16 protein-coding genes are annotated in these 21,438 nt (G+C 65.6%); 6 read left to right on the top strand and 10 right to left on the bottom strand.

Annotation, left to right across the window (positions count from 1 at the left end; genetic code table 11):
* Window positions 1–89: 89 nt before the first annotated feature.
* Genes tkt through pgl form a run of 5 tightly spaced genes read left to right on the top strand, consistent with a single transcriptional unit; the run spans window position 90 to window position 6,612 of the window.
* On the top strand, window positions 90–2,177 hold the full coding sequence (tkt, locus tag AC51GT_RS06390) for a transketolase (protein WP_496325095.1): 2,088 nt from the start codon (window positions 90–92) through the stop codon (window positions 2,175–2,177).
* Between the two features lie 30 nt (window positions 2,178–2,207).
* Window positions 2,208–3,332 carry a transaldolase gene (gene tal / locus AC51GT_RS06385; RefSeq protein WP_496328223.1) on the top strand — a complete coding sequence of 375 codons (1,125 nt, stop codon included), beginning with the start codon at window positions 2,208–2,210 and terminating at the stop codon, window positions 3,330–3,332.
* Window positions 3,333–3,338: 6 nt separating this feature from the next.
* Window positions 3,339–4,880: a glucose-6-phosphate dehydrogenase gene (zwf, locus tag AC51GT_RS06380; RefSeq protein ID WP_496328222.1), complete on the top strand. Its 1,542-nt coding sequence runs from the start codon at window positions 3,339–3,341 to the stop codon at window positions 4,878–4,880.
* A 27-nt stretch (window positions 4,881–4,907) separates the two neighbouring features.
* On the top strand, window positions 4,908–5,831 hold the full coding sequence (locus AC51GT_RS06375; protein WP_496325098.1) for a glucose-6-phosphate dehydrogenase assembly protein OpcA: 924 nt from the start codon (window positions 4,908–4,910) through the stop codon (window positions 5,829–5,831).
* A 34-nt stretch (window positions 5,832–5,865) separates the two neighbouring features.
* Window positions 5,866–6,612 (top strand): 6-phosphogluconolactonase, encoded by a 747-nt coding sequence (gene pgl, locus AC51GT_RS06370; protein ID WP_496328221.1) that lies wholly within the window; start codon window positions 5,866–5,868, stop codon window positions 6,610–6,612.
* 8 nt (window positions 6,613–6,620) lie between these two features.
* Here the strand turns inward: pgl and AC51GT_RS06365 are convergent, their stop codons facing one another.
* A complete protein-coding gene (locus tag AC51GT_RS06365) occupies window positions 6,621–9,101 on the bottom strand; it encodes a LuxR C-terminal-related transcriptional regulator (protein WP_496328220.1) in 2,481 nt (826 codons plus the stop codon).
* Between the two features lie 334 nt (window positions 9,102–9,435).
* On the opposite strand from AC51GT_RS06365, the gene AC51GT_RS06360 reads away from it, so the two are divergent.
* The gene (locus tag AC51GT_RS06360; protein ID WP_496325101.1) at window positions 9,436–9,867 is read left to right on the top strand and encodes a DUF7144 family membrane protein; all 432 of its coding nucleotides are present in this window, start codon (window positions 9,436–9,438) and stop codon (window positions 9,865–9,867) included.
* Window positions 9,868–9,874: 7 nt separating this feature from the next.
* On the opposite strand, the gene ppc is transcribed toward AC51GT_RS06360, so the two are convergent.
* The 9 genes from ppc to uvrC form a co-directional block, all read right to left on the bottom strand.
* Window positions 9,875–12,679, bottom strand: coding sequence for a phosphoenolpyruvate carboxylase (gene ppc / locus AC51GT_RS06355; RefSeq protein ID WP_496328219.1), 2,805 nt, complete (start codon window positions 12,677–12,679; stop codon window positions 9,875–9,877).
* Between the two features lie 64 nt (window positions 12,680–12,743).
* Window positions 12,744–12,977, bottom strand: coding sequence for a preprotein translocase subunit SecG (secG, locus tag AC51GT_RS06350; protein WP_482139353.1), 234 nt, complete (start codon window positions 12,975–12,977; stop codon window positions 12,744–12,746).
* A gap of 138 nt (window positions 12,978–13,115) precedes the next feature.
* Window positions 13,116–13,904 carry a triose-phosphate isomerase gene (tpiA, locus tag AC51GT_RS06345; RefSeq protein WP_496325103.1) on the bottom strand — a complete coding sequence of 263 codons (789 nt, stop codon included), beginning with the start codon at window positions 13,902–13,904 and terminating at the stop codon, window positions 13,116–13,118.
* 1 nt (window position 13,905) lies between these two features.
* Window positions 13,906–15,117, bottom strand: coding sequence for a phosphoglycerate kinase (locus AC51GT_RS06340; RefSeq protein WP_496328480.1), 1,212 nt, complete (start codon window positions 15,115–15,117; stop codon window positions 13,906–13,908).
* Window positions 15,118–15,216: 99 nt separating this feature from the next.
* Entirely contained in the window at window positions 15,217–16,236 is a 1,020-nt protein-coding gene (gene gap / locus AC51GT_RS06335) for a type I glyceraldehyde-3-phosphate dehydrogenase (RefSeq protein ID WP_496325104.1), read from the bottom strand.
* A gap of 167 nt (window positions 16,237–16,403) precedes the next feature.
* Complete coding sequence (whiA, locus tag AC51GT_RS06330) at window positions 16,404–17,381, bottom strand: DNA-binding protein WhiA (protein ID WP_495516913.1); 978 nt, start codon at window positions 17,379–17,381, stop codon at window positions 16,404–16,406.
* A complete protein-coding gene (locus AC51GT_RS06325; RefSeq protein ID WP_496325105.1) occupies window positions 17,378–18,418 on the bottom strand; it encodes a gluconeogenesis factor YvcK family protein in 1,041 nt (346 codons plus the stop codon). Before AC51GT_RS06325 ends, whiA begins: the two co-directional genes overlap by 4 nt.
* Window positions 18,415–19,332, bottom strand: a complete 918-nt coding sequence (gene rapZ, locus AC51GT_RS06320) for an RNase adapter RapZ (protein WP_496328218.1) — start codon at window positions 19,330–19,332, stop codon at window positions 18,415–18,417. The genes AC51GT_RS06325 and rapZ overlap by 4 nt, the downstream gene beginning before the upstream one ends.
* Window positions 19,329–21,374: an excinuclease ABC subunit UvrC gene (uvrC, locus tag AC51GT_RS06315; protein WP_496328217.1), complete on the bottom strand. Its 2,046-nt coding sequence runs from the start codon at window positions 21,372–21,374 to the stop codon at window positions 19,329–19,331. Before uvrC ends, rapZ begins: the two co-directional genes overlap by 4 nt.
* Between the last annotated feature and the right edge of the window lie 64 nt (window positions 21,375–21,438).

The raw sequence follows: 21,438 nt of genomic DNA, 5'->3' as shown, positions 1-21,438 counted from the left end.
CCTTGGTGGCGGACTGTGCATCGCCCAGGCCCCAGTGACAAATGTCGAGCCCCGGAATCAGTAGTTGAGCTTGAGGAGTTCAGAAGATCGTGTCAGCACCAGATGAGATTCGCACGTTAACTCAGGCTTCATACCCCGCCGACTGGACCGCGGTGGACACCAAAGCAGTTGACACGGTTCGTGTTCTGGCCGCCGATGCGGTGCAGAAGTGCGGTAGTGGACACCCTGGCACAGCCATGAGCCTGGCACCGCTGGCGTACACACTCTTCCAGCGGATCATGCAACACGACCCGACCGACACCGATTGGATGGGCCGCGACCGGTTCATCCTCTCCTGTGGGCATTCGAGCCTGACGCTGTACATCCAGCTGTATCTGGGTGGCTTCGGTCTCGAACTCGAGGACATCGAGGCGCTGCGCACCTGGGATTCCAAGACCCCGGGCCACCCCGAGTACCGCCACACCCGCGGCGTGGAGATGACCACCGGCCCGCTGGGCCAGGGCCTGGCCTCCGCGGTGGGCATGGCGATGGCCGCCCGCTACGAGCGCGGACTGTTCGACCCGGATGCCCCGGTCGGCGGTAGCGCATTCGACCACTACATCTACGTGATCGCCTCCGACGGCGACATCGAAGAGGGCGTCACGTCCGAGGCGAGCTCCCTGGCGGGCACCCAGCAGCTGGGCAACCTCATCGTCTTCTACGACAAGAACCACATCTCGATCGAGGACGACACCGACATCGCCTTGTCCGAGGACGTGGCCGCGCGTTACGCCGCGTACGGCTGGCACGTGCAGCACGTCGACGGCGGCGAGAACGTCGCCGCGATCGAAGAGGCCGTCGAGAACGCCAAGGCCGTCATCGACAAGCCGTCGATCATCGTGCTGCGGACGATCATCGGTTACCCGGCCCCGAACAAGATGAACACCGGCGGGATCCACGGGTCGGCACTCGGTGCCGACGAGGTGGCCGCCACCAAGAAGGTCCTCGGTTTCGACCCTGACAAGACCTTCGAGGTCTCCGACGAGGTCATCAGCCACACCCGCGCACTGGTCGATCGGGGCGCCGAGCTCCGCAAGGCCTGGGAGAAGTCCTTCGACGAGTGGGCGCAGGCCTATCCCGATCGCAAGGCGCTGCTCGACCGCCTCGTGGTCAACGGCCTGCCCGACGGCTGGACGGATGCGCTACCGAAGTGGGAGGTCGGCGACAAGGACGTCGCAACGCGCTCGGCCTCGGGCAAGGTGCTTTCCGCCCTCGGCCCGATCCTGCCCGAATTGTGGGGTGGCTCAGCCGACCTCGCCGGCAGCAACAACACGACGATCGACGGTGCCGCCTCGTTCGGCCCCACAAACATCAGCACGAAGCAGTGGAGCGCCAACCCGTACGGCCGGACGCTGCACTTCGGTATCCGCGAACACGCGATGGGCGCGATCCTCTCCGGCATCGTGCGACACGGCCCCACCCGGGCCTACGGCGGCACCTTCCTGCAGTTCGCCGACTACATGCGTCCCGCGGTGCGTCTGGCCGCCCTGATGAAGACCGATCCGATCTACGTCTGGACCCACGACTCGATCGGTCTCGGCGAGGACGGACCCACGCACCAGCCGATCGAACACCTCGCATCCCTACGCGCGATCCCCAACCTCGACGTGGTCCGTCCCGGGGATGCCAACGAAACGGCATACGCCTGGCAAGCCATCATGACCCGGCGGCACAATCCGGTCGGACTGGCCCTGACCCGTCAGAACCTGCCGATCCTTGCCGGCACCTCGGCCGACGGCGTGGCCATGGGTGGATACATCCTGTCGGAGCCCGAGAGCGAGCCCCAGGTGATCCTGATCGGAACCGGATCCGAGGTGTACCTGGCCGTCGAGGCGCAAAGCGCATTGAAGGACAAGGGTATTGCCGCCCGCGTGGTGTCGATGCCGTGTGTCGAGTGGTTCGACGAGCAGGATGCGTCGTACCGCAACTCGGTGCTGCCGCCTGCCCTGAAGGCCCGCGTGGTCGTCGAGGCCGGCATTGCGATGCCGTGGTATCGGCTCGTCGGCGACGGCGGCGAGATCGTCTCGATCGAGCACTACGGCGCATCGGCCGACTACAAGGTCCTGTACGAGAAGTTCGGGATCACCGCGGAGGCTGTGGCCGCCGCAGCCGAGCGCGCCATCGCAAAGCAGTCCTGAACTCCCCCACCACCTGTATTGGAGCGCGACATGAGCGAACAGAACGCCAATCTTGCTGCACTGGCCGAGGCCGGCGTCTCGGTCTGGCTCGACGACCTCTCCCGGACCCGGATCGAGTCCGGCAACCTCGCAGAACTCATCGCCACGAAGTCGGTTGTCGGTGTCACCACCAACCCGTCGATCTTCCAGGCCGCCCTGTCGAAGGGCGACGCCTACGACGCACAGGTCAACGAACTCGCCGCCCGCGGTGCCGACGTCGACGCAACCATCCGAACAGTCACCACCGACGACGTCCGCAATGCATGTGACGTGCTGGTTCCGCAGTTCGAAAGCTCCAGGGGCGTTGACGGCCGGGTCTCGATCGAGGTCGATCCGCGGCTCGCGCACGATGCGGACAAGACGGTGGCCCAGGCGATCGAATTGTGGAAGATCGTCGACCGGCCCAACCTGCTGATCAAGATCCCCGCCACGGAGGGCGGGATCCCGGCGATCACCAAGGTGATCGCCGAGGGCATCAGCGTCAACGTGACGCTGATCTTCTCGGTCGAGCGGTACCGGGCCGTCATGTCGGCCTACATCGAGGGTTTGCAGCAGGCGTCGACCGCCGGCCACGATCTGTCGAAGATCCACTCGGTCGCGTCATTTTTCGTCTCGCGCGTCGACACCGAGATCGACAAGCGTCTCGATGCGATCGGCAGCGACGAGGCCAAGGCACTCAAGGGCAAAGCCGCTCTGGCCAACGCCCGTCTCGCCTACGCGGCGTATCAGGAAGTGTTCGAACAGGGTGACGGGTTCACCGCACTGGCCGCCGCCGGCGCCAACGCACAGCGTCCCCTCTGGGCATCGACCGGCGTCAAGGACCCGGCCTACCCCGACACGCTCTACGTCGGTGAACTGGTCGCACCGAACACCGTCAACACCATGCCGGAGAAGACGATGGACGCATTCGCCGATCACGGTGCGGTGAACACCGAATCGGTCGTGGGTCAGGGGCCGGCATCCCAGCAGGTCTTCGATTCGCTCGAAGCCGTCGGTATCGATGTGACCGACGTGTTCCTGGTGCTGGAATCAGAAGGTGTCGAGAAGTTCGAGTCGGCGTGGCAGGAATTGCTCGACGCCACCGCCGAGCAGCTCGCCGCCGGCGCGAAGAGCTGATCGACCTTGCCCAACCGTCCCGCCGACCAGTGGGTCAACCCACTGCGCGATGAACGCGACAAACGGCTCCCCCGGATCGCGGGACCGTGCAGCCTGGTCATCTTCGGTGTCACCGGTGACCTCGCCCGCCGCAAGCTCATGCCCGCGGTGTACGACCTGGCGAACCGGGGGCTGTTGCCACCCGGTTTCGCCCTTGTCGGCTTCGCACGTCGGGACTGGGATCATGAGGACTTCGCACAGGTCGTGCACGACGCCGTGCGCGAACATGCCCGCACCCCCTTCCGGGAAGACGTCTGGGAACGCCTGAGCGAGGGGTTCCGGTTCGTCCGAGGCGCTTTCGATGACGGTGACGCCTTCGATCGCTTGCGGGACACCCTGTCCGAACTCGACGAGAAGCGCGGCACCGGCGGCAATCACGCGTTCTACCTCTCTATCCCGCCGGCCGCGTTCCCCGTTGTCTGCGAACAGCTTTCCCGTTCAGGGCTGGCCGAACAATCGGAGGACACCTGGCGCCGGGTGGTCATCGAGAAGCCCTTCGGACACGACCTCGGCAGCGCCAAAGAGCTCAATGCGGTGGTGAACAACGTCTTTCCGGAGAACTCCGTCTTCCGGATCGACCACTACCTCGGCAAAGAGACGGTCCAGAACATCTTGGCGTTGCGGTTCGCCAATCAGCTGTTCGATCCGGTGTGGAGTTCGCACTACGTCGACCATGTCCAGATCACGATGGCCGAGGACATCGGTCTGGGCGGCCGGGCCGGCTACTACGACGGCATCGGTGCGGCCCGCGACGTCATCCAGAACCACCTGATCCAGTTGATGGCACTGGTGGCGATGGAAGAGCCCATCTCCTTCGAACCGCACGAACTCCAGACCGAGAAGATCAAGGTCCTCTCGGCCACCAAGAACATCCTGCCCCTCGACGAGAACACCGCGCGTGGACAGTATGAGGCGGGTTGGCAAGGCAGCGAAAAGGTTCCGGGGCTGCTCGACGAGAGCGGCTTCGCCCACGACTCGACCACCGAGACCTTCGCGGCGATCGCCGTGGAGGTCGACAGTCGACGATGGGCCGGCGTGCCGTTCTATCTGCGCACCGGAAAACGGCTGGGCCGCCGCGTCACCGAGATCGCGCTCGTCTTCAAGCGGGCACCCCACCTGCCGTTCGACCAGACGATGACCGAGGAACTGAGCCAGAACGCCCTGGTCATCCGGGTGCAGCCCGATGAGGGCATCACACTGCGCTTCGGCTCCAAGGTTCCGGGTTCGTCGATGGAGGTGCGCGATGTCAACATGGACTTCTCGTACGGTCAGGCCTTCACCGAGTCCTCCCCCGAGGCGTACGAACGCCTGATCCTCGACGTGCTGCTCGGGGTGCCGTCCCTGTTCCCGGTCAACGCCGAGGTCGAGTTGTCCTGGCAGATCCTCGATCCGGTGCTCGAACACTGGGCGGCCAGCGGTAAGCCGGACGGTTACGAGGCCGGGACCTGGGGCCCGCAATCCGCAGAAGACATGATGGCGCGTCACGGCAGGGCCTGGCGCCGTCCCTGACCGCTCTCGCCTCGAAGGAGCGCACCAATGATCGTCGAACTGCCCGATACCAACACGACCGCCATCAGCAAGGAACTCATCAAGATCCGCGACATCGGCGGAGCTTTCACCTCCGGTCGTGTGCTGACGTTGCTCGTCAGTACCAACGAGGGTGAGCCGGCCGAGGCGGCCATCGAGGCGGCCAACGAGGCCAGCCGGGAACATCCCTGTCGCGTCATCGTGGTCTCCCGCGCCGACCGGGGTGGTCCACCGAGGCTCGACGCCCAGATCCGGGTCGGCGGAGACGCCGGGGCCTCCGAGGTCGTTGTCCTGAATCTGTTCGGCGACCTGGTCAATCACGGCAAGAGCGTGGTGATCCCGTTCATGTTGGCCGACACCCCGGTGGTGACCTGGTGGCCCGGACACAGTCCGGAGAATCCGGCGGCCGATCCGATCGGTCAGCTCGGCAAGCGGCGGATCACCGACTCCACCAAGGCAACTGATGTCCCGGCAACCCTGGCGCAGCGCCTGGCCACCTACGCCCCTGGCGATTCCGACATCGCGTGGTCGCGGATCACCGTGTGGCGGGCACTGCTCACCTCGGCCCTCGATCAGCCACCGCACAGCCCGGTGACCGCGGTCGAGGTGCAGGGTCCGGCAGACACCGCCGCCGTCGAATTGCTTGCCGGCTGGCTCCATTCGGCACTCGGAGTACCGGTGACCCGGTCGGTGGGCGCCTTCCAGGTGACGGTCACCAGGGAAGCCGGACCACTGGTCCTCTATGTCGGAATGGGCAACCAGGCGATCATCTCCATGGCCGGTAAACCCGACGGCAAGGTGGCGTTGCCCGACCGGGAACTTCGCAGCTGCCTGTCCGAGGAACTCCGCCGGCTCGATCCCGACGTGATCTATCACCGGGCCCTGCAAGGGGTTTCGGGATTGATTCGCGCCGAAGACAAGATTCACGCTTGACACACGCACGTCGATCAGGAGGTCCGACTCAACGATGAGTGTTCACCCAGAAGTTGTCCGAGCCGACGACAAGGACACCCTTGTCGCCGCGGTCACCGAACGGTTCATCACGACCGTCACCGCGGCGCAGATCGCCCGCGGGTTTGCCTCCGTGGTCCTGACCGGCGGCAGCAACGGCATCGCCCTGCTCGAGGCGCTGGCCAAGGATTCCGGCGACATCGACTGGTCGGCGGTCGACATCTACTTCGGCGACGACCGTTTCGTCCCGGCCGACGACCCGGACCGCAACTCCGGGCAGGCCCGTACCGCCCTTCTCGATCATGTTGCCCTCACGCCCGATCGGGTCTTCGAGATGGCACCGTCGGGTGGTGAGTTCGGTGACGACATCGACGCCGCCGCAGCGGATTACGCGCGCCGGCTCGCAGAGCGTGCCGACGAGGGTCAGAGCGTTCCGCATTTCGATCTGCATCTTCTCGGCATGGGTGGTGAGGGACATATCAATTCGCTGTTCCCGCATTCCGAGGCCACCAGCGAGTCTCAGGCGTCGGTGGTCGCGGTGCGGAACTCACCGAAGCCCCCGCCGGGGCGGATCACGTTGACCCTGCCCGCGATCTGCCGGGCACGCCAGGTCTGGTTCCTCGTCTCCGGCGCCGAGAAGGCCGAGGCTGTCGCGGCCGGCATCGGCGGTGCCGACCCGATGGACTGGCCGTGCGCCGGGGCCCATGGGACCGACGAGACGGTCTGGTTCGTCGACCGGTCTGCGGCAGGCAACCTATCCTGAGGTGATCGTCAGAGCAGGCCGAGGCGTTGACCCACAGACACCGCGTCACGGCGATGCCGCACGTCGAACTTCCGGTAAATGCCTCGCAGATGGGTTTTGACCGTGTTCACCGACAGGTGCATCAGCCCGGCGATCTCCTCGGTCGTGCGGTCCGTCGCCAAGAACCGCAGGACGTGGATTTCGGCGCGGGTCAGCGGCGGGTAGTCGGGTACCCCGTGGCTGGAGAGGACCGAGAGCACGGCGTCGGCGTAGCCGTTGACCGCGCCGAAACTGCCCCGATACGTCGTGATGATTCCCGCGACGATCGGCCCGCATTCCACGAGTGGCCGCATCACCCCGTGCTCTGCCGCCGCCTCCAGTGCTCGGGTGATCGCCGCGTAGGACTGCGCGGACAGACCCGCCTGCTCGCAGGCATGAGCTTCGAGCGTCCAGGCCGACACCTCCACCTGCGGACCGGACCCGGCGCCTTTGAGCAAGGGTGCCAAAAGCTTGCGCGCCGCTTGCGGCCGGGACTCCCCGACATCGATGGCCACATCGACGAGCGTGGCCTCGTCGGAGTATCCGAATGCGCGGTCCGCCTTGCGGGCCAGGTCCCGAGCCCAGTCGAATCGCTTGACCGCCAGGCACATGTAGGCAACGCGTGGAAGCAGGAACAGGATCGGGAACGGTGAGGCCGCGCTGACGAGCAATGCGGACGTGGCACTGTACGCGGTCGCGGTCAGGATCAGCCGGTTCGGCGAGCTGTCGAACGCCAGGATGTTCAGTGCGATGGGCACATGACGGCCCAGCGCGTCGAACACCTCGCCGGCTTCGGAAACGTCTTGTACCGGTTGGGGTTCGAACTCGCCGATCGGTTTGCCCTGCATGAATCGGGCATACGCCAGCACGGTGTCCAGGCGAGCCACCTGCGGCGACCCGGTCACCATGGGGTCGACGGCCGAGACGTCCCGGATGGACGCCAGTGCGTAGCGGGCACGTTCTTCCATCAGTTCCGGCAGACCCCGCACACCTGCCACCGATGCCCGGTTCGCCATGGCGCGCACGGCCAACCGGTTCAACCCGGCAGACTTTGCCAGCGCGATGGCCCGCACCGACGACTGTTCACCCTCGGTCGGCAGATTCAATCGGGTGTAGGCAGACCCGAGGACGGTGTGGGCGTACGCATCCACCGCCCACCCGCGCTCCCCCACGGTGGACGCGACGGTCTTCGCCAGGTCGACCAGATCGAGATCGTCGCGAACGAGCGCAACGTCGAGGCACAGGGCCCGGTAGAGCAGTCCGCCACCATCGACGGTGAGGTCGTCCTCGGCCAGGCTCACACATTCCAGATACGAGGCCGCATAACGGTCGTCGCCGTGTTCCATCGCGGCCAGCGCACGAAGGAGAACCGCCACCGGGTCCTCTCCCAGCGAGGTGTCATGCCCGTCGAGGACCGGCAGCAGCAGGTCACGCCGACCCTGCAGGACCAGTTCGACACCGCTGTGAAAAATGGTCTCGCGCAACATCTCAGCGTCGCCGAGATGGGCAGCGTGGTCGATCGCCTCCGCGGGCCGCCGGTGCGCCGACGCCCATCGGATCGCCCTGGTCTGCAACCTTCGCCCGAGCTCGGGCGCGGACCGTTGCAGCTCGGCGCGCAGGTAGGTCGCGACCAACGGCAGGAATTGATAGCGGATCGCGTCGGGCTCTCCGGCGGGAACAGCCGCCGCGATCCCCAGCCCGATGATCTCGGGGATGTAGGCATCGGCGTCCGCGCCGTCCATCGCCCGGGCCAGGTCGGCATCGAACTCGGCCACCGTCGAGAGCCGGGTGACCAATCTGCGGACCCGCGGTGTCATCGGGTCCAGCAACTCGCGTCGCAGGTAGTCGGATATCAGGCGCGGACATGCGGCCAACTCGAGCAACGCCAGTTCGAGATCCTCACGCCCGGCCAGGAATATGGCCGCCATCCGAACGAGGATCACCCACCCGCCGGTCAGCTCCCTGACCCGGGACAACTGGGTGGCCGTCGGCAGCAGGCCGTGCTGACGCAGTGTCCGGTCGACCTCTGCATCGGTGAGCACCAGATCCTCCCGCCCGATCCGGGCTCCGACACCGTCCCCGATCAGGTGTTGCCAGATCAGTGGCGGGTCGTGGCGGGCGGCCACGACGACATTGAGGTGCGGCGGCCGATGGCGCAGGAACCGGTGAAAGGCGTCGAGGACCAGTGGGTCGGTCGCGGTGTGGGCATCGTCCACAACCACTGTCAGTGGACCGGATTCGGCATCGGCGACGAACGTTTGACCCGTTGCCGTTTCACCGAGAACGAGATCGTCACCGTCAAAGGCATCCACCCCGAGCCACACGACGCGGCCGACGACATCTGATTCCGTGCGGCGGATCAGCCACTGCTCGAGGAACGTGGTCTTGCCGTACCCACCTGGTGCGCTCACCAGCACGAGAACGCCGCATTGATCGTCGAACAATTCGTCGAGAGTGCGTTCAGGGCGCATTCGCGCAAAAGCACGGATCGATTCGGGTCCGGCTCGAGATACCGCCGTCGAGCGCCTCAGAGCTTTCGACATGGCCACCCTTTTCTAGCCTCTCGTTGCTCAGAGGCTAACAACAATTACGACTGACAAAGCCTGATTACGGTTCATCAAGGAAGGTCACAGACACATGCGTTTATTGGCCCAACCCGGCGCGCGGTCAAGACATCACCCGAAACAGGTGATGTCTTACCGCTCAGAACACGCCGATCATGGCAAGACCACGTTGGCAATACGTGCTGCCTGATCCGATCGTCGGCCCAGGGGTTCTTGATCGTCCGAACCGAGGAGCATCGTCATGAACAGCCCGACAGACCGTCAACCGGTCCAGCCCGACCGTCACCCAGTCCGGCAAGGCTTTGCCGGCGGAACCGTGTTCGCCGCCGCAATTCTTTTGTTCGTCGTCGGCGCACTCGGCATCCTCCAAGGCATTTCCGCTCTGGTCGAAGACGAGGTTTTTGTCGTCGGGCCGGAATACACCTACGAGCTCGATCTCACCGCATGGGGATGGATCCATCTCATTGTCGGAATCATCGCAGTCCTGATCGCCATCGGCTTGTTCACCGGTGCCACCTGGGCACGGATCGCGGCGGTCATCATCGCGGCCCTGTCGATCATCGCAAACTTCCTGTGGCTGCCGTACTTCCCGCTGTGGGCGATCCTGATCATCGCTGTCGACCTCGTCGTGATCTGGGCCGTGACCACCTGGGACACCAGCGACCGGCTCTAGTGAGGCACTAGCCGCTGTTCCGCAACGCGGTGGCGAGTCCGTTCATGGTGAGCTGGATACCCCGGCGAACCAGGTCGGAATCATCGCCACCGCGGTAGCGGCGCAACAACTCGACCTGCAGATGATTGAGCGGCTCGAGATACGGGAATCGATTGAAGACCGAACGCTTGAGGGCGGCGTTGTCGGCCAGCAGATCGTCCGTCTTGGTTATCTTGAAATACATCTCGGTGGTCCGCGCGTGTTCGGCGGTGATCATCCCGAACACTTTCGTCCGCAGTGCCTCATCGGGCACCAATCGTGAATAGTGTTCGGCCAGTCCCATATCCGACTTCGCCATCACCTGAGCCATGTTCGACATCACGGTCCGGAAGAACGGCCACCGCCGGTAATAGTCGGCCAGGGTTTCCAGACGGCTCTCATCGCCGGCGATCCACTGTTCGAACGCCGCGCCGGTGCCGTACCAGCCGGGCAACATCACTCGCGACTGCGACCACGACAACACCCACGGGATCGCCCGCAGATCGGAGATCTTCTCCGTCTGCTTCCGGGACGCCGGACGGCTCCCGATGTTGAGCGATCCGATCTCCGACAACGGGGTCGAGTTCACGAAGTATTCGACGAACCCCGGTGTTTCGTGGACCAATTCGCTGTATGCCTTACGCGCCAGGGTCGCCAGTTCGTCCAGAACCGCATACGCCGCCTCTGCGTCGGCGCCGAGTCCTTCGGTGTCGAGGAGCGACGATTCGATGGTGGCGGCCAACAGCGTCTCCAGGTTCCGGCGGGCGACGACCGGTTCTGCATACTTCGCCGCGATCACCTCACCCTGCTCGGTGATCCGCAGCGAACCCTGCACCGCACCCGGTGGTTGCGCCAGGATGGCCTCATAGCTCGGACCGCCACCGCGGCCGACGGTGCCACCGCGGCCATGGAAGAGCCGCAACCTGATTCCCGCCTTCCGCGCTGCCTCCACGAGATCGAGTTCTGCGCGGTAGAGCGCCCAGTTTGCGGCGAGGTAACCACCGTCCTTGTTGGAGTCGGAGTAACCCAACATGATCTCGGCCATGCCGTCCTGTTGATCGACCAGCGCCCGGAACAGCGGTACGTCAAGGGCCGCAAGCAGTGTCGCCGCACCCTGCTGGAGATCTTCGATCGTCTCGAACAGCGGGACCACCCGGACCGACGAGCGCGGTGGGGCGTCCGGCGAGCCGGGATCGAAAAGGCCCGCCTCCTTGAGCATCACCAGCGCCTCGAACAGGTCGCTCACCGAGGTGCACATGCTGATGATGTAGTTGGGGACCGCTTCGGGGCCGTATGCGGCCACCGCGGACGCCGCCGCCCGCACGATCCCGAGCTCTTTGCTCGCCAGCTCCGAGAGCTGGGCACCCGGACCCGTCAACGGCCGGCGGTTGCTCAGTTCCGCGGTCAGGATCTCGACCCGTTCCGCCTCGGACAGTGAGAGGTAGTCGGGATGGACCCCGGCCCACGCGAGCAGTTCGGCGATCACCTCCTCGTGGGTGTCGGAGTTCTGCCGCATGTCGAGGCCGGACAGATGAAAACCGAACGCCCGCACCGATTCCCGAAGTGTCAGCAGACGATCGTCGGCCAGCTCGTCGTCGCTGTTGGCACGCAGGGACGCATCGATCACGTCGAGGTCGGCGAGTAGATCTGCGGCGTCGGCATAACTGTCGGCGCCATCGGCCGGGAAGCCACCGTCGTTGACGGCGACAAACCGTTCGCCGAACAGTCTCGACGCCGTCGCCGCCAGGCGGGCCCGGATGGCCCGCAATGCCGACCGGTAGGGCTCATCGGCGGCGGTGGTTCCCCGCTCCACTCCCCCGAGTTCGAGCACCGCGTCACTGACCACGGTCAGGCGCGAGGACAGGCTCAGTTCCTGCGCCAGCAGTATCAGTTCCGAAAGATGATGGGACACAGCGGTTTCTGCCGCACGCCGGGTGGCCATGGAGACGATCTCGCCGGTCACAAAGGGGTTGCCGTCACGGTCCCCGCCGATCCAGGAACCCATCCGCAACAACGGATCGTCGGTGATGCCCGCGGTCGGATAGTGCTTCTGCAACCACGCCCGTAGCTCGGCGTTGACCCGCGGGATGACCTCGAAGAACCCGGCGTCGTAGTAACGCAACCCCACCTCGATCTCGTCCTGGATCTGCAACCGTTCCAGGCGGATCAGCGCGGTTTCCCACAGCGTCAGGATCTGCCGGTTCAGGGCGACATGGACCTCGTCCCGCTCGGCAGGGGTCAGCTCGGTCCGCCCGGCGAAGCGCATAAGCTCGGTGATCCGATGCTGAACCTCGAACACCGTTCGCCTGCGGGTCTCCGTGGGATGCGCGGTGATGACCGGGACGACGGTGGCATCGGCCAGCGCCTTGCCGACCTGCTCATCGGTCAGACCGGCGGCGTCGAGTTTTCGGTAGGTCGCGGCCAGGGACGAATCCTGTGGGGGATCGCCGGCCCGCACGTGGATGGCCCGACGACGTTCGCGGTGGATGTCCTCGGCGAGGTTGGCCAGCAGGGCGAAGTGGCTGAATGCGCGAATCACCGAGATGGCATCGGCGACGTCGATGTCGCGGAACAGCTCTTCGAGTTCGGTGCGGTCGATCTCGGAGCGTCGTACCCGGAAGGACTCCACTCGGGCTTTTTCGACGAGGTCAAACGTGGCTTCGCCGGCATGCTTGCGCACGATCTGTCCGAGGATTCCACCGAGGAGACGGATGTCCTCGCGCAACGGTTCGGTGAGCTCGCGATCGGTACTACCGGGTTCCGGACGGGGCACAGCGGGGCGCGTATCAGTCACCCGTCCAGTATCTCCGGATCACGGGCGGTTGCGCACGCCGACCGCCCGTAACGACGCAGAGGGTTTACGAGAGCTTGATGTCCAGGCCGATGCCCAGGATGAAGATCGTCCAGATGATTCCGACGAAAACCGTCAACCGGTCGAGGTTGCGCTCCACGACGGACGAACCCGACAGACTCGACTGGACGCCACCACCGAACAGCGACGACAGGCCGCCGCCTTTTCCACGATGGAGCAAGACCAGAACGATCAGCAGAACGCTGGTGATCACAAGTCCAATGTCCAGGGCAAGCTTCACGTGTTGATTCCAATCAGATCTGAAGTTCGAGCGGCCGATCTACGACTGTACCCGGCCATACCGCAAAACCCGGAAATGGGGCGTTCGGGCGGACGCCATCTGCGTTTTTGCGTTGCCCGAACGCCCCCATTCACCAGATCAGGGCAGTGGACCACCAGCGGCGATGGCCGACAGGGTGGCGAACTCGTCCGACTTGAGCGACGCTCCGCCGACCAGTGCACCGTCGACGTCGGTCTGTCCGACGATCTCCCCCACGTTCTTGGCGTTCACCGAACCGCCGTACAGGATGCGAACCGAGTCGGCGACCTTCGCATCGGCCAATTCGGCCAGTGTGGCCCGCAGTGCGGCACACACTTCCTGTGCGTCCGCGGCGCTCGCAACCCGTCCGGTCCCGATGGCCCAGACCGGTTCGTACGCGATGACGACCTTCGAGATCTGCGCGGCACTCAGTCCGGCAAGTGAACCCTTGAGCTGCTCGATGTTGTATTCGACGTGCTCACCGGCCTCGCGGATCTCCAGGCCCTCACCGACGCAGACGATCGGGGTCAGGTCGTACTTCAGCGCGGCCTTGGTCTTGGCCAGCACCACCGAATCCGTCTCGCCGTGCATGGTGCGACGCTCGGAGTGTCCGACGATCACAAAGGAGCAACCGAGCTTGGCCAGGAACGACCCGCTGATCTCACCGGTGTAGGCACCGGAATCGTGCGCCGAGAGGTCCTGCGCACCGTAGGTGAGCAGGAGCTTGTCGCCGTCGACCACGGTCTGCACGCTGCGGATGTCGGTGAACGGCGGGATCACCGTCACGTCGACCTTGTCGAAGTACTTGGACGGCAATGCGAAAGCGATCTTCTGAACCAGCGCGATGGCCTCGAGGTGGTTCAGATTCATCTTCCAGTTGCCCGCGATGAGCGGTTTACGCGATGCCATCTCAGTTCTCCAATACGGTCAGGCCGGGCAGTTCTTTGCCCTCGAGGAACTCGAGCGAGGCCCCACCACCGGTCGAGATGTGGGAGAAGCCGTCTTCGGGCAGGCCGAGCAGCCGGACCGCGGCGGCACTGTCGCCACCGCCGACAACGGAGAACGCGCCACCGCTGGTGGCACCGATGATCGCCTCGGCCAGCCCCTTGGTGCCTGCCGAGAACTTCTCGAACTCGAACACACCGGCCGGACCGTTCCAGAACAAGGTCTTGGCCTCGCCGAGTACCGCGGCGAACCGGTTGACCGACTCGGGTCCGATGTCCAGACCCATCCAGCCGTCCGGGATCTCTTCTGCAGAGACCACCTTCGACTGCGCATCCGCGGCGAACTTGTCGGCGACGACAACGTCGACCGGCAGGTGGATGACGTCGCCGAAACGCTCGAGCAGGGAGCGGCAGACCTCGATCTGGTCTTCCTGCAGCAGTGAGTTGCCCACCGGCAGCCCGCGTGCGGCCAGGAACGTGAACGCCATCCCGCCACCGATCACCAGGGTGTCGACCTTGGGGGCCAACGCCTCGATGACACCGAGCTTGTCGGAGACCTTCGAACCACCGAGCACCACCGCATACGGGCGGGCGGTGTCGGTGGTCAGCTTCACCAGAACCTCGACCTCGGCAGCGACCAGGCCACCGGCATAGTGCGGCAACAGCTTTGCCACGTCATATACCGATGCCTGCTCGCGATGCACGACACCGAAGCCATCCGAGACGAATGCACCGTTGTCACCGGTCAGTTCCACCAACGCCTCGGCGAGCCTGCCCCGCTCGGCGGCATCCTTGGAGGTCTCGCGCGGATCGAACCGCACGTTCTCCAGCATCATCACGTCCCCGTCGGTGAGTCCCTCCGATCGTGCGAGGGCGTCACCGCCGACGACATCGGTGGCGAGCTGGACATTGCGTCCGAGCTCGGCGCCGAGTCGTTCGGCCACCGGAGCCAGCGAAAACGCCGGATCCGGTGCACCTTTCGGGCGACCGAGGTGCGCGGCCACGATGACCTTTGCACCAGCGTCGGACAGGGACTTGATGGTGGGCACCGACGCCAGGATGCGACCTGGATCGGTGATTCTGCCATTGTCGAGCGGAACGTTGAGGTCGGATCGGACCAGGACGGTCCGGCCTTCCACTCCGGTCTCGAGCAGGTCGGCGAGGGTGGGTACCGAGATGGTCATCAGATGCGTTGTCTCTTTGCGATCGGTGATACGGGGTACAGGCGTGATGCGTGGCGGCGGTGATTCCGCCGAAAACCAAAGGGCGAGAACCCCTTAGAGGGACTTGGCAACCAGTCCGATGAGATCGACGAGGCGGTTGGAGTAGCCCCACTCGTTGTCGTACCAGGACACGATCTTGACCTGCTCGTCGATGACCTTGGTCAGCGGCGCATCGAAGATCGACGAATGCGCGTCGGTGACGATGTCCGACGACACGATCGGGGCGGTGCTGTACTTCAGGATGCCCTTGAGCGGTCCCTCGGCGGCGGCCTGCATCGCAGCATTGATCTCGTCGACGGTGGCCTTCTTCTTGAGGATGGCCGTCAGGTCGGTGACCGAACCGGTCGGGATCGGCACCCGCAGCGCGTAGCCGTCGAGCTTGCCGAGCAGCTGCGGGAGAACCAGACCGATGGCCTTGGCTGCACCGGTACCCGTGGGAACGACGTTGAGCGCGGCGGCGCGGGCACGACGCAGGTCGCTGTGCGGGCCGTCCTGCAGGTTCTGGTCCTGGGTGTATGCGTGGACCGTGGTCATCAGACCCGAGACGATGCCGAACTCGTCGTCGAGGACCTTGGCGACCGGGCCGAGGCAGTTGGTGGTGCACGAGGCGTTCGAGATGATGTTTTGGCTGCCGTCGTACTTGTCGTCGTTGACGCCCATCACGATGGTGATGTCCTCACCCTTGGCGGGCGCGGAGATGATGACCTTCTTGGCACCGGCCTCGAGGTGGCCCTTGGCCTTGGCGGCATCGGTGAAGATACCGGTCGACTCGACGACGACATCGACACCCAGGTCGCCCCAGGGCAATTCGCTGAGCGGTCCGCGGTGCGCGAGTGCCTTGATCTTCTTGTCGCCCACGACGATGGTGTCGTCGCCTTCGAGCGAGACATCCTGCGGCAGACGGCCGAGGATGGAGTCGTACTTGAGGAGGTGTGCCAGGCTCGCATTGTCGGTGAGATCGTTGACTGCGACAATCTCGACATCCGTGGTGCCCAGCGCCTTCTGCGCCTCTATCGCGCGGAAAAAGTTGCGGCCGATCCGGCCGAATCCGTTGACGCCTACCCGAACGGTCACTATGAGCTCCTTAGCTTTGCGGTGTGCTGGGCCATCGTGTGGCCCCGCCTCTGCGGCAATGCTCAGCCTAGTCGGCGCCCGCGGACCTGGCACCCCCGGTCCGCCTGCGCCGATGCACGCGACATGCACGTGACGTGCATAAGGCCGGCGAACCGGGCGTGCGCCCGCTATTCGTCGTCGAGGAGGTCTGCGGTGACGGCCGACTCGGTGTCCGGAATGCCGTCGGTCCTGGCCTTCTTGTCAGCCATCGACAACAATCGCCGAATACGTCCTGCCACAGCATCTTTCGTCATCGGCGGATCGGCCAGCTGGCCGAGTTCCTCGAGCGAGGCCTGCCGGTGGGTGATACGCAGCTGACCGGCGGAGATCAGGTGATCGGGCACCTGATCGCCGAGGATCTCCAGAGCACGTTCGACCCTGGCGGCCGCAGCCACCGCGGCGCGGGCAGATCGGCGCAGGTTGGCATCGTCGAAGTTCGCCAGACGGTTGGCCGTCGCGCGGACCTCGCGCCGCATCCGGCGCTCTTCCCAGGTCAGCCTGGTGTCCTGGGCACCCATGCGGGTCAGCAGTGCACCGATCGCCTCACCGTCGCGGATGACGACCCGGTCGGCGCCGCGGACCTCACGGGCCTTCGCGGTGACACCGAGCCGGCGCGCGGCGCCCACCAGCGCCAGTGCGGCCTCGGGTCCGGGGCAACTGACCTCCAGGGCCGACGAACGGCCCGGCTCGGTCAAGGAACCGTGGGCCAGGAACGCACCTCGCCAGGCGGCCTCGGCATCTCCGACACTGCCGCCGACCACCTGTGCCGGCAGGCCCCGCACCGGGCGCCCGCGCATGTCGAGCAGACCGGTCTGGCGCGCCAACGCCTCACCGTCCTTGGTGACCCGGACGATGTACCGGGCACTCTTCCGGATGCCGCCGGCGCTCAGGACGTGCGCCTCGGAGTTGTAGCCATAGAGCTCGAAGATCTCGCGCTTGAGTCGGCGCGCGACGTTGCCGAGGTCGACCTCGGCTTCCACCACCACCCGGCCGGCCACAATGTGGAGTCCGCCCGCGAATCGCAACAGCGCTGAAACCTCTGCCTTTCGGCAACTCACCTGCGTCACCGCCAGCCGACTCAGTTCGTCTTTGACCGCGGATGTCATCGCCACCGGACGCGTTCTCCCTCTGTGGATGTCGTTTCAACTATCGGTCGGTAGCCTGCCGATTCACTATCGCACAAGCCACCTATGAGAGCGGCAACCCTGCCTGGGTCATGGGTGTGGGTACCCGCAACCGCGAGTTCACCATCGTGCAGCGTAGCCCCAAATTTGGCCGCCGCCCGCTCAACGTGTTCACGCTCGGATCCCACGGGCACCGAACCCGAGTCGACGAGCACATGATCGACCCGGAAGTCGTCCGCATGGGCCAGGAGCACGTGCAGATGCCGCTCCACCGAAAAACCGGTCGTCTCACCGGGTTCCGGGGCCAGATTGACGATCAGCACCTTCTTCGCGGACGTCCGCTTCAATGCGGCTAGCTGACCGGGCACCAGCACGTGCGGGATCACACTGGAGAACCAGGAGCCCGGACCCAGCACCACCAGGTCGGCGGCCTCGATGGCCTCGATCGCTTCCGGGCAGGCCGGCGGGGGGTTCGGCGAGAGGCGTACCCGGCGCACGATGCCCGGGGTGGTGGCGACCGCGACCTGGCCGCGGATCGCCCGGCTGATCCGGGGATCGTCCTCCAGGCCGGAGACATCGGCCTCGATCTGGAGTCCGGTGGTCGACATCGGGAGGACCCGGCCGCGGACCCCGAACAGCTCGGTCATCATCTCGAGCGCGACCACCGCATCACCGGTGGCCTCGGTCAGCCCGGCCAGCAACAGATTGCCGACCGGATGTCCGGCCAGTGCGCCGCGACCACCGAAGCGGTGCTGCAGCAACGAGGCCCACTCCTGCGGAGGATGTGCACCCCGTCCGGTGCCGTCGCCATCACCCGGAGGTTCGGTGGCCGCGAGCAGTGCGGCGATCGCCATCCGGAGGTCACCGGGCGGCAGGATGCCGAGTTCGGATCGCAGCCGGCCCGAGGATCCACCGTCGTCGGCAACGGTCACGATCGCGGTCACGTCGTCGCTCAGCAGGCGCATCGCCGTCAGGGTTGCGTACAGTCCGTGCCCCCCGCCGAGAGCCACGATCTTCATTCGCGCCCCAGATCGCGGTGGGCCACCCGGACCGAGAAGGAACCGTCATCGTCGGTGGCCTTGGACAGGGCCGCGGCCAGTGCTTCGCTGATCGCGACGCTGCGATGCTTGCCACCGGTGCATCCGATGGCAACGGTCATGTAGCGCTTGCCCTCACGCCGGTAACCGTCGCCGACGAGCCGAAGGATCTGCTCGTACTTCTCGAGGAACTCCGGTGCACCCTCCTGGCCGAGGACGTAGTCGCGGACCGGTTGCTCCAGACCGTTGTGGTCTTTGAGTTCGGGCACCCAGTACGGGTTGGGAAGGAAACGGACGTCGGCGACCATGTCGGCATCGATCGGGAGGCCGTATTTGAACCCGAATGACTCGACCACCACACTCACGTCGGCGACCGACGCCTCGGCGTACGCGCCCTCGATGATCACCCGGAGTCGCTGCACCGACAGACCCGACGTATCGACAACGAGATCGGCCCGTTCCTTGACCCCGGCCAGCATCTCGCGTTCGGCCACGATCGCCGAGATCAGAGTCCCGTTGCCCTGCAGCGGATGCCGCCGCCGGACCTGCTCGAAACGCTGGACCAGGACCTGGTCGGACGCCTCGATGAAGATCACCCGCGGCTCGATACCGACCCGATCGAGGTCGGCGCGCAACGTCTCCAGTGCGGAGGCGTACGAATCGTCCTGGATCCGCATCACGATCGCCAGCCGGGAGATCGCCGAATCGGCACCCCGGGCCAGTTCGACCATCGATCCGATCAACGTGTGGGGCACGTTGTCGGCGACGTACCAGCCGGCATCCTCGAGGAGGTTGCCCACGGTGCTGCTGCCGGCGCCGGACAAGCCGGTGACCAGTAAGACGTCGGGCGTCTGTGCGGGCGGTTGCGGCGCGACCGCGTTCTCGACTTCACTCACGGTGTGGGTCCTGTCTGCTCACTCGACTGATTATGTTCGACAAGTGCCGCCTGCACCGCACGTGCAGTCATCTGCCCGATACCCGGCACCTGGGCGATCTCCTCGACCGTGGCCTTGCGCAGGTTCGCGACCGACCCGAAATGGGACACCAGCGCCGCGCGCCTGGTACTACCGAGGCCGGGTACCCCGTCGAGCGCGGAGGCCGTCATCCGCTTGCTGCGCTTGCTCCGGTGGAAGCTGATGGCGAAGCGGTGTGCCTCGTCGCGGATGCGCTGGAGCAGGAACAGCGCCTCACTGGTGCGCGGGAAGATCACCGGATCGTCGTCGCCGGGCACCCACACCTCCTCGAGGCGCTTGGCCAGGCCCACCACGGCCACATCGGTGATGTTGAGCTCGTCGAGCACGGCCGCGGCCGCATGCACCTGCGGGGCACCGCCGTCGACGACGAACAGGTTGGGCGGGTAGGCGAACCGTCGGGGACGCCCGGTTTTCGGATCGATCGCCGCCTCCGGGGCGACGTCTCCCCCATCACCGCCCTCGGCGACCTCGATGCCCGCGGTGACCTCGGTTGGGGCCGTGGGCTGACCGTCGGCGACGTCGACCCGATGTCGCAGGAACCGGCGCCGGGTGACCTCCGCGATCGACGCCACGTCGTCCGAATGACCGTCTCCGGCAGCTTCTCTGATCGCATAGTGCCGGTAGTCGGACTTGCGCGGCAGGCCGTCCTCGAACACCACCAGCGACGCCACGACATCGGTGCCCTGCACATGCGAGATGTCGATGCATTCGATCCGCAACGGCGCCGAATCGAGTCCGAGGGTGTCCTGGATCTCGGTCAGCGCCGCCGACCGGGTCGTCAGATCCCCGGCCCGCTTGAGTTTGTGGTGTGCCAGCGCGTCCGCGGCATTGCGGTGCACGGTTTCCATCAGGGCCTTCTTGTCGCCGCGCTGCGGGATCCGGAGGTCGACGTGGCTGCCACGCAGCCCCGACAACCAGTCCCGGACCTCGTCGACATCGGGCGGGAGAGCCGGCACGAGCACCTCCCTGGGCACCGGGTCGGTTTTCGCGTGGCCGTCATCGACCGACACCGACTCGGCCTGATCGGCCTGTTCGCCGTAGAACTGGGTGAGGAACTGGCCCACCTGATCCGCCAGGTTGTCGTCGCCGGACTTCTCGACGATCCAGCCGCGCTGCCCGCGGACGCGTCCGCCACGGACGTGGAAGACCTGGACCGAGACCTCGAGCTGATCGCCTTCCATCGCAACGAGGTCGGCATCGGTGCCGTCCCCGAGGACCACCGACTGGCGTTCGAGGGCGCGACGCAGTGCGGCGATGTCATCGCGCAGCCGCGCGGCCCGCTCGAAATCCAGTTCGGCGGAGGCCTTTTCCATCTGGCCCTGCAGGTTGTTGATCATCCGGTCGGTGCGGCCGGCCAGGAAGTCACAGAAGTCCTCGACGATCGCCCGATGCTCGGCAGCGCTGACCCGGCCGACGCACGGCGCCGAGCACTTGTCGATATAGCCGAGCAGGCAGGGCCGGTCGATCTGATGGTGCCGCTTGAAGACCCCTGACGAACACGTGCGGGCGGGAAAGACCCGGGTCAGCAGATCAAGCGTCTCGCGGATGGCCCAGGCATGCGAGTACGGACCGAAATACCGCACCCCTTTGCGCCGGGGACCGCGGTAGACGAACAGCCGCGGGTACTCCTCGTTCATCGTCACCGCCAGCATCGGATAACTCTTGTCATCGCGATAGCGGACGTTGAACCGCGGATCGAACTCCTTGATCCAGTTGTATTCGAGCTGGAGGGCCTCGACCTCGGTGGCGACCACCGTCCATTCCACGGAGGCGGCGGTGGTCACCATCTGGCGGGTGCGCGGATGCAGCGTCGTCAGGTCGGCGAAGTAGGACGTCAGGCGAGAGCGGAGGTTTTTCGCCTTGCCCACATAGATCACTCGCTGATGCGCGTCCCGGAATTTGTAGACGCCGGGGTCGGTGGGAATACTCCCCGGGACCGGTCGGTACGTCGTCGGGTCAGCCACGAAATCCAGGCTAGTACCCCGCAGTGACACATCGTGAATCCCCCACGTGAGGGGCTGCCGGGAA

It is taken from the genome of Williamsia sp. z34 (assembly GCF_059553395.1).
The sequence above is the reverse complement of the archived record's forward strand: the minus strand, read 5'-3'. Positions and strand labels throughout refer to the sequence as shown.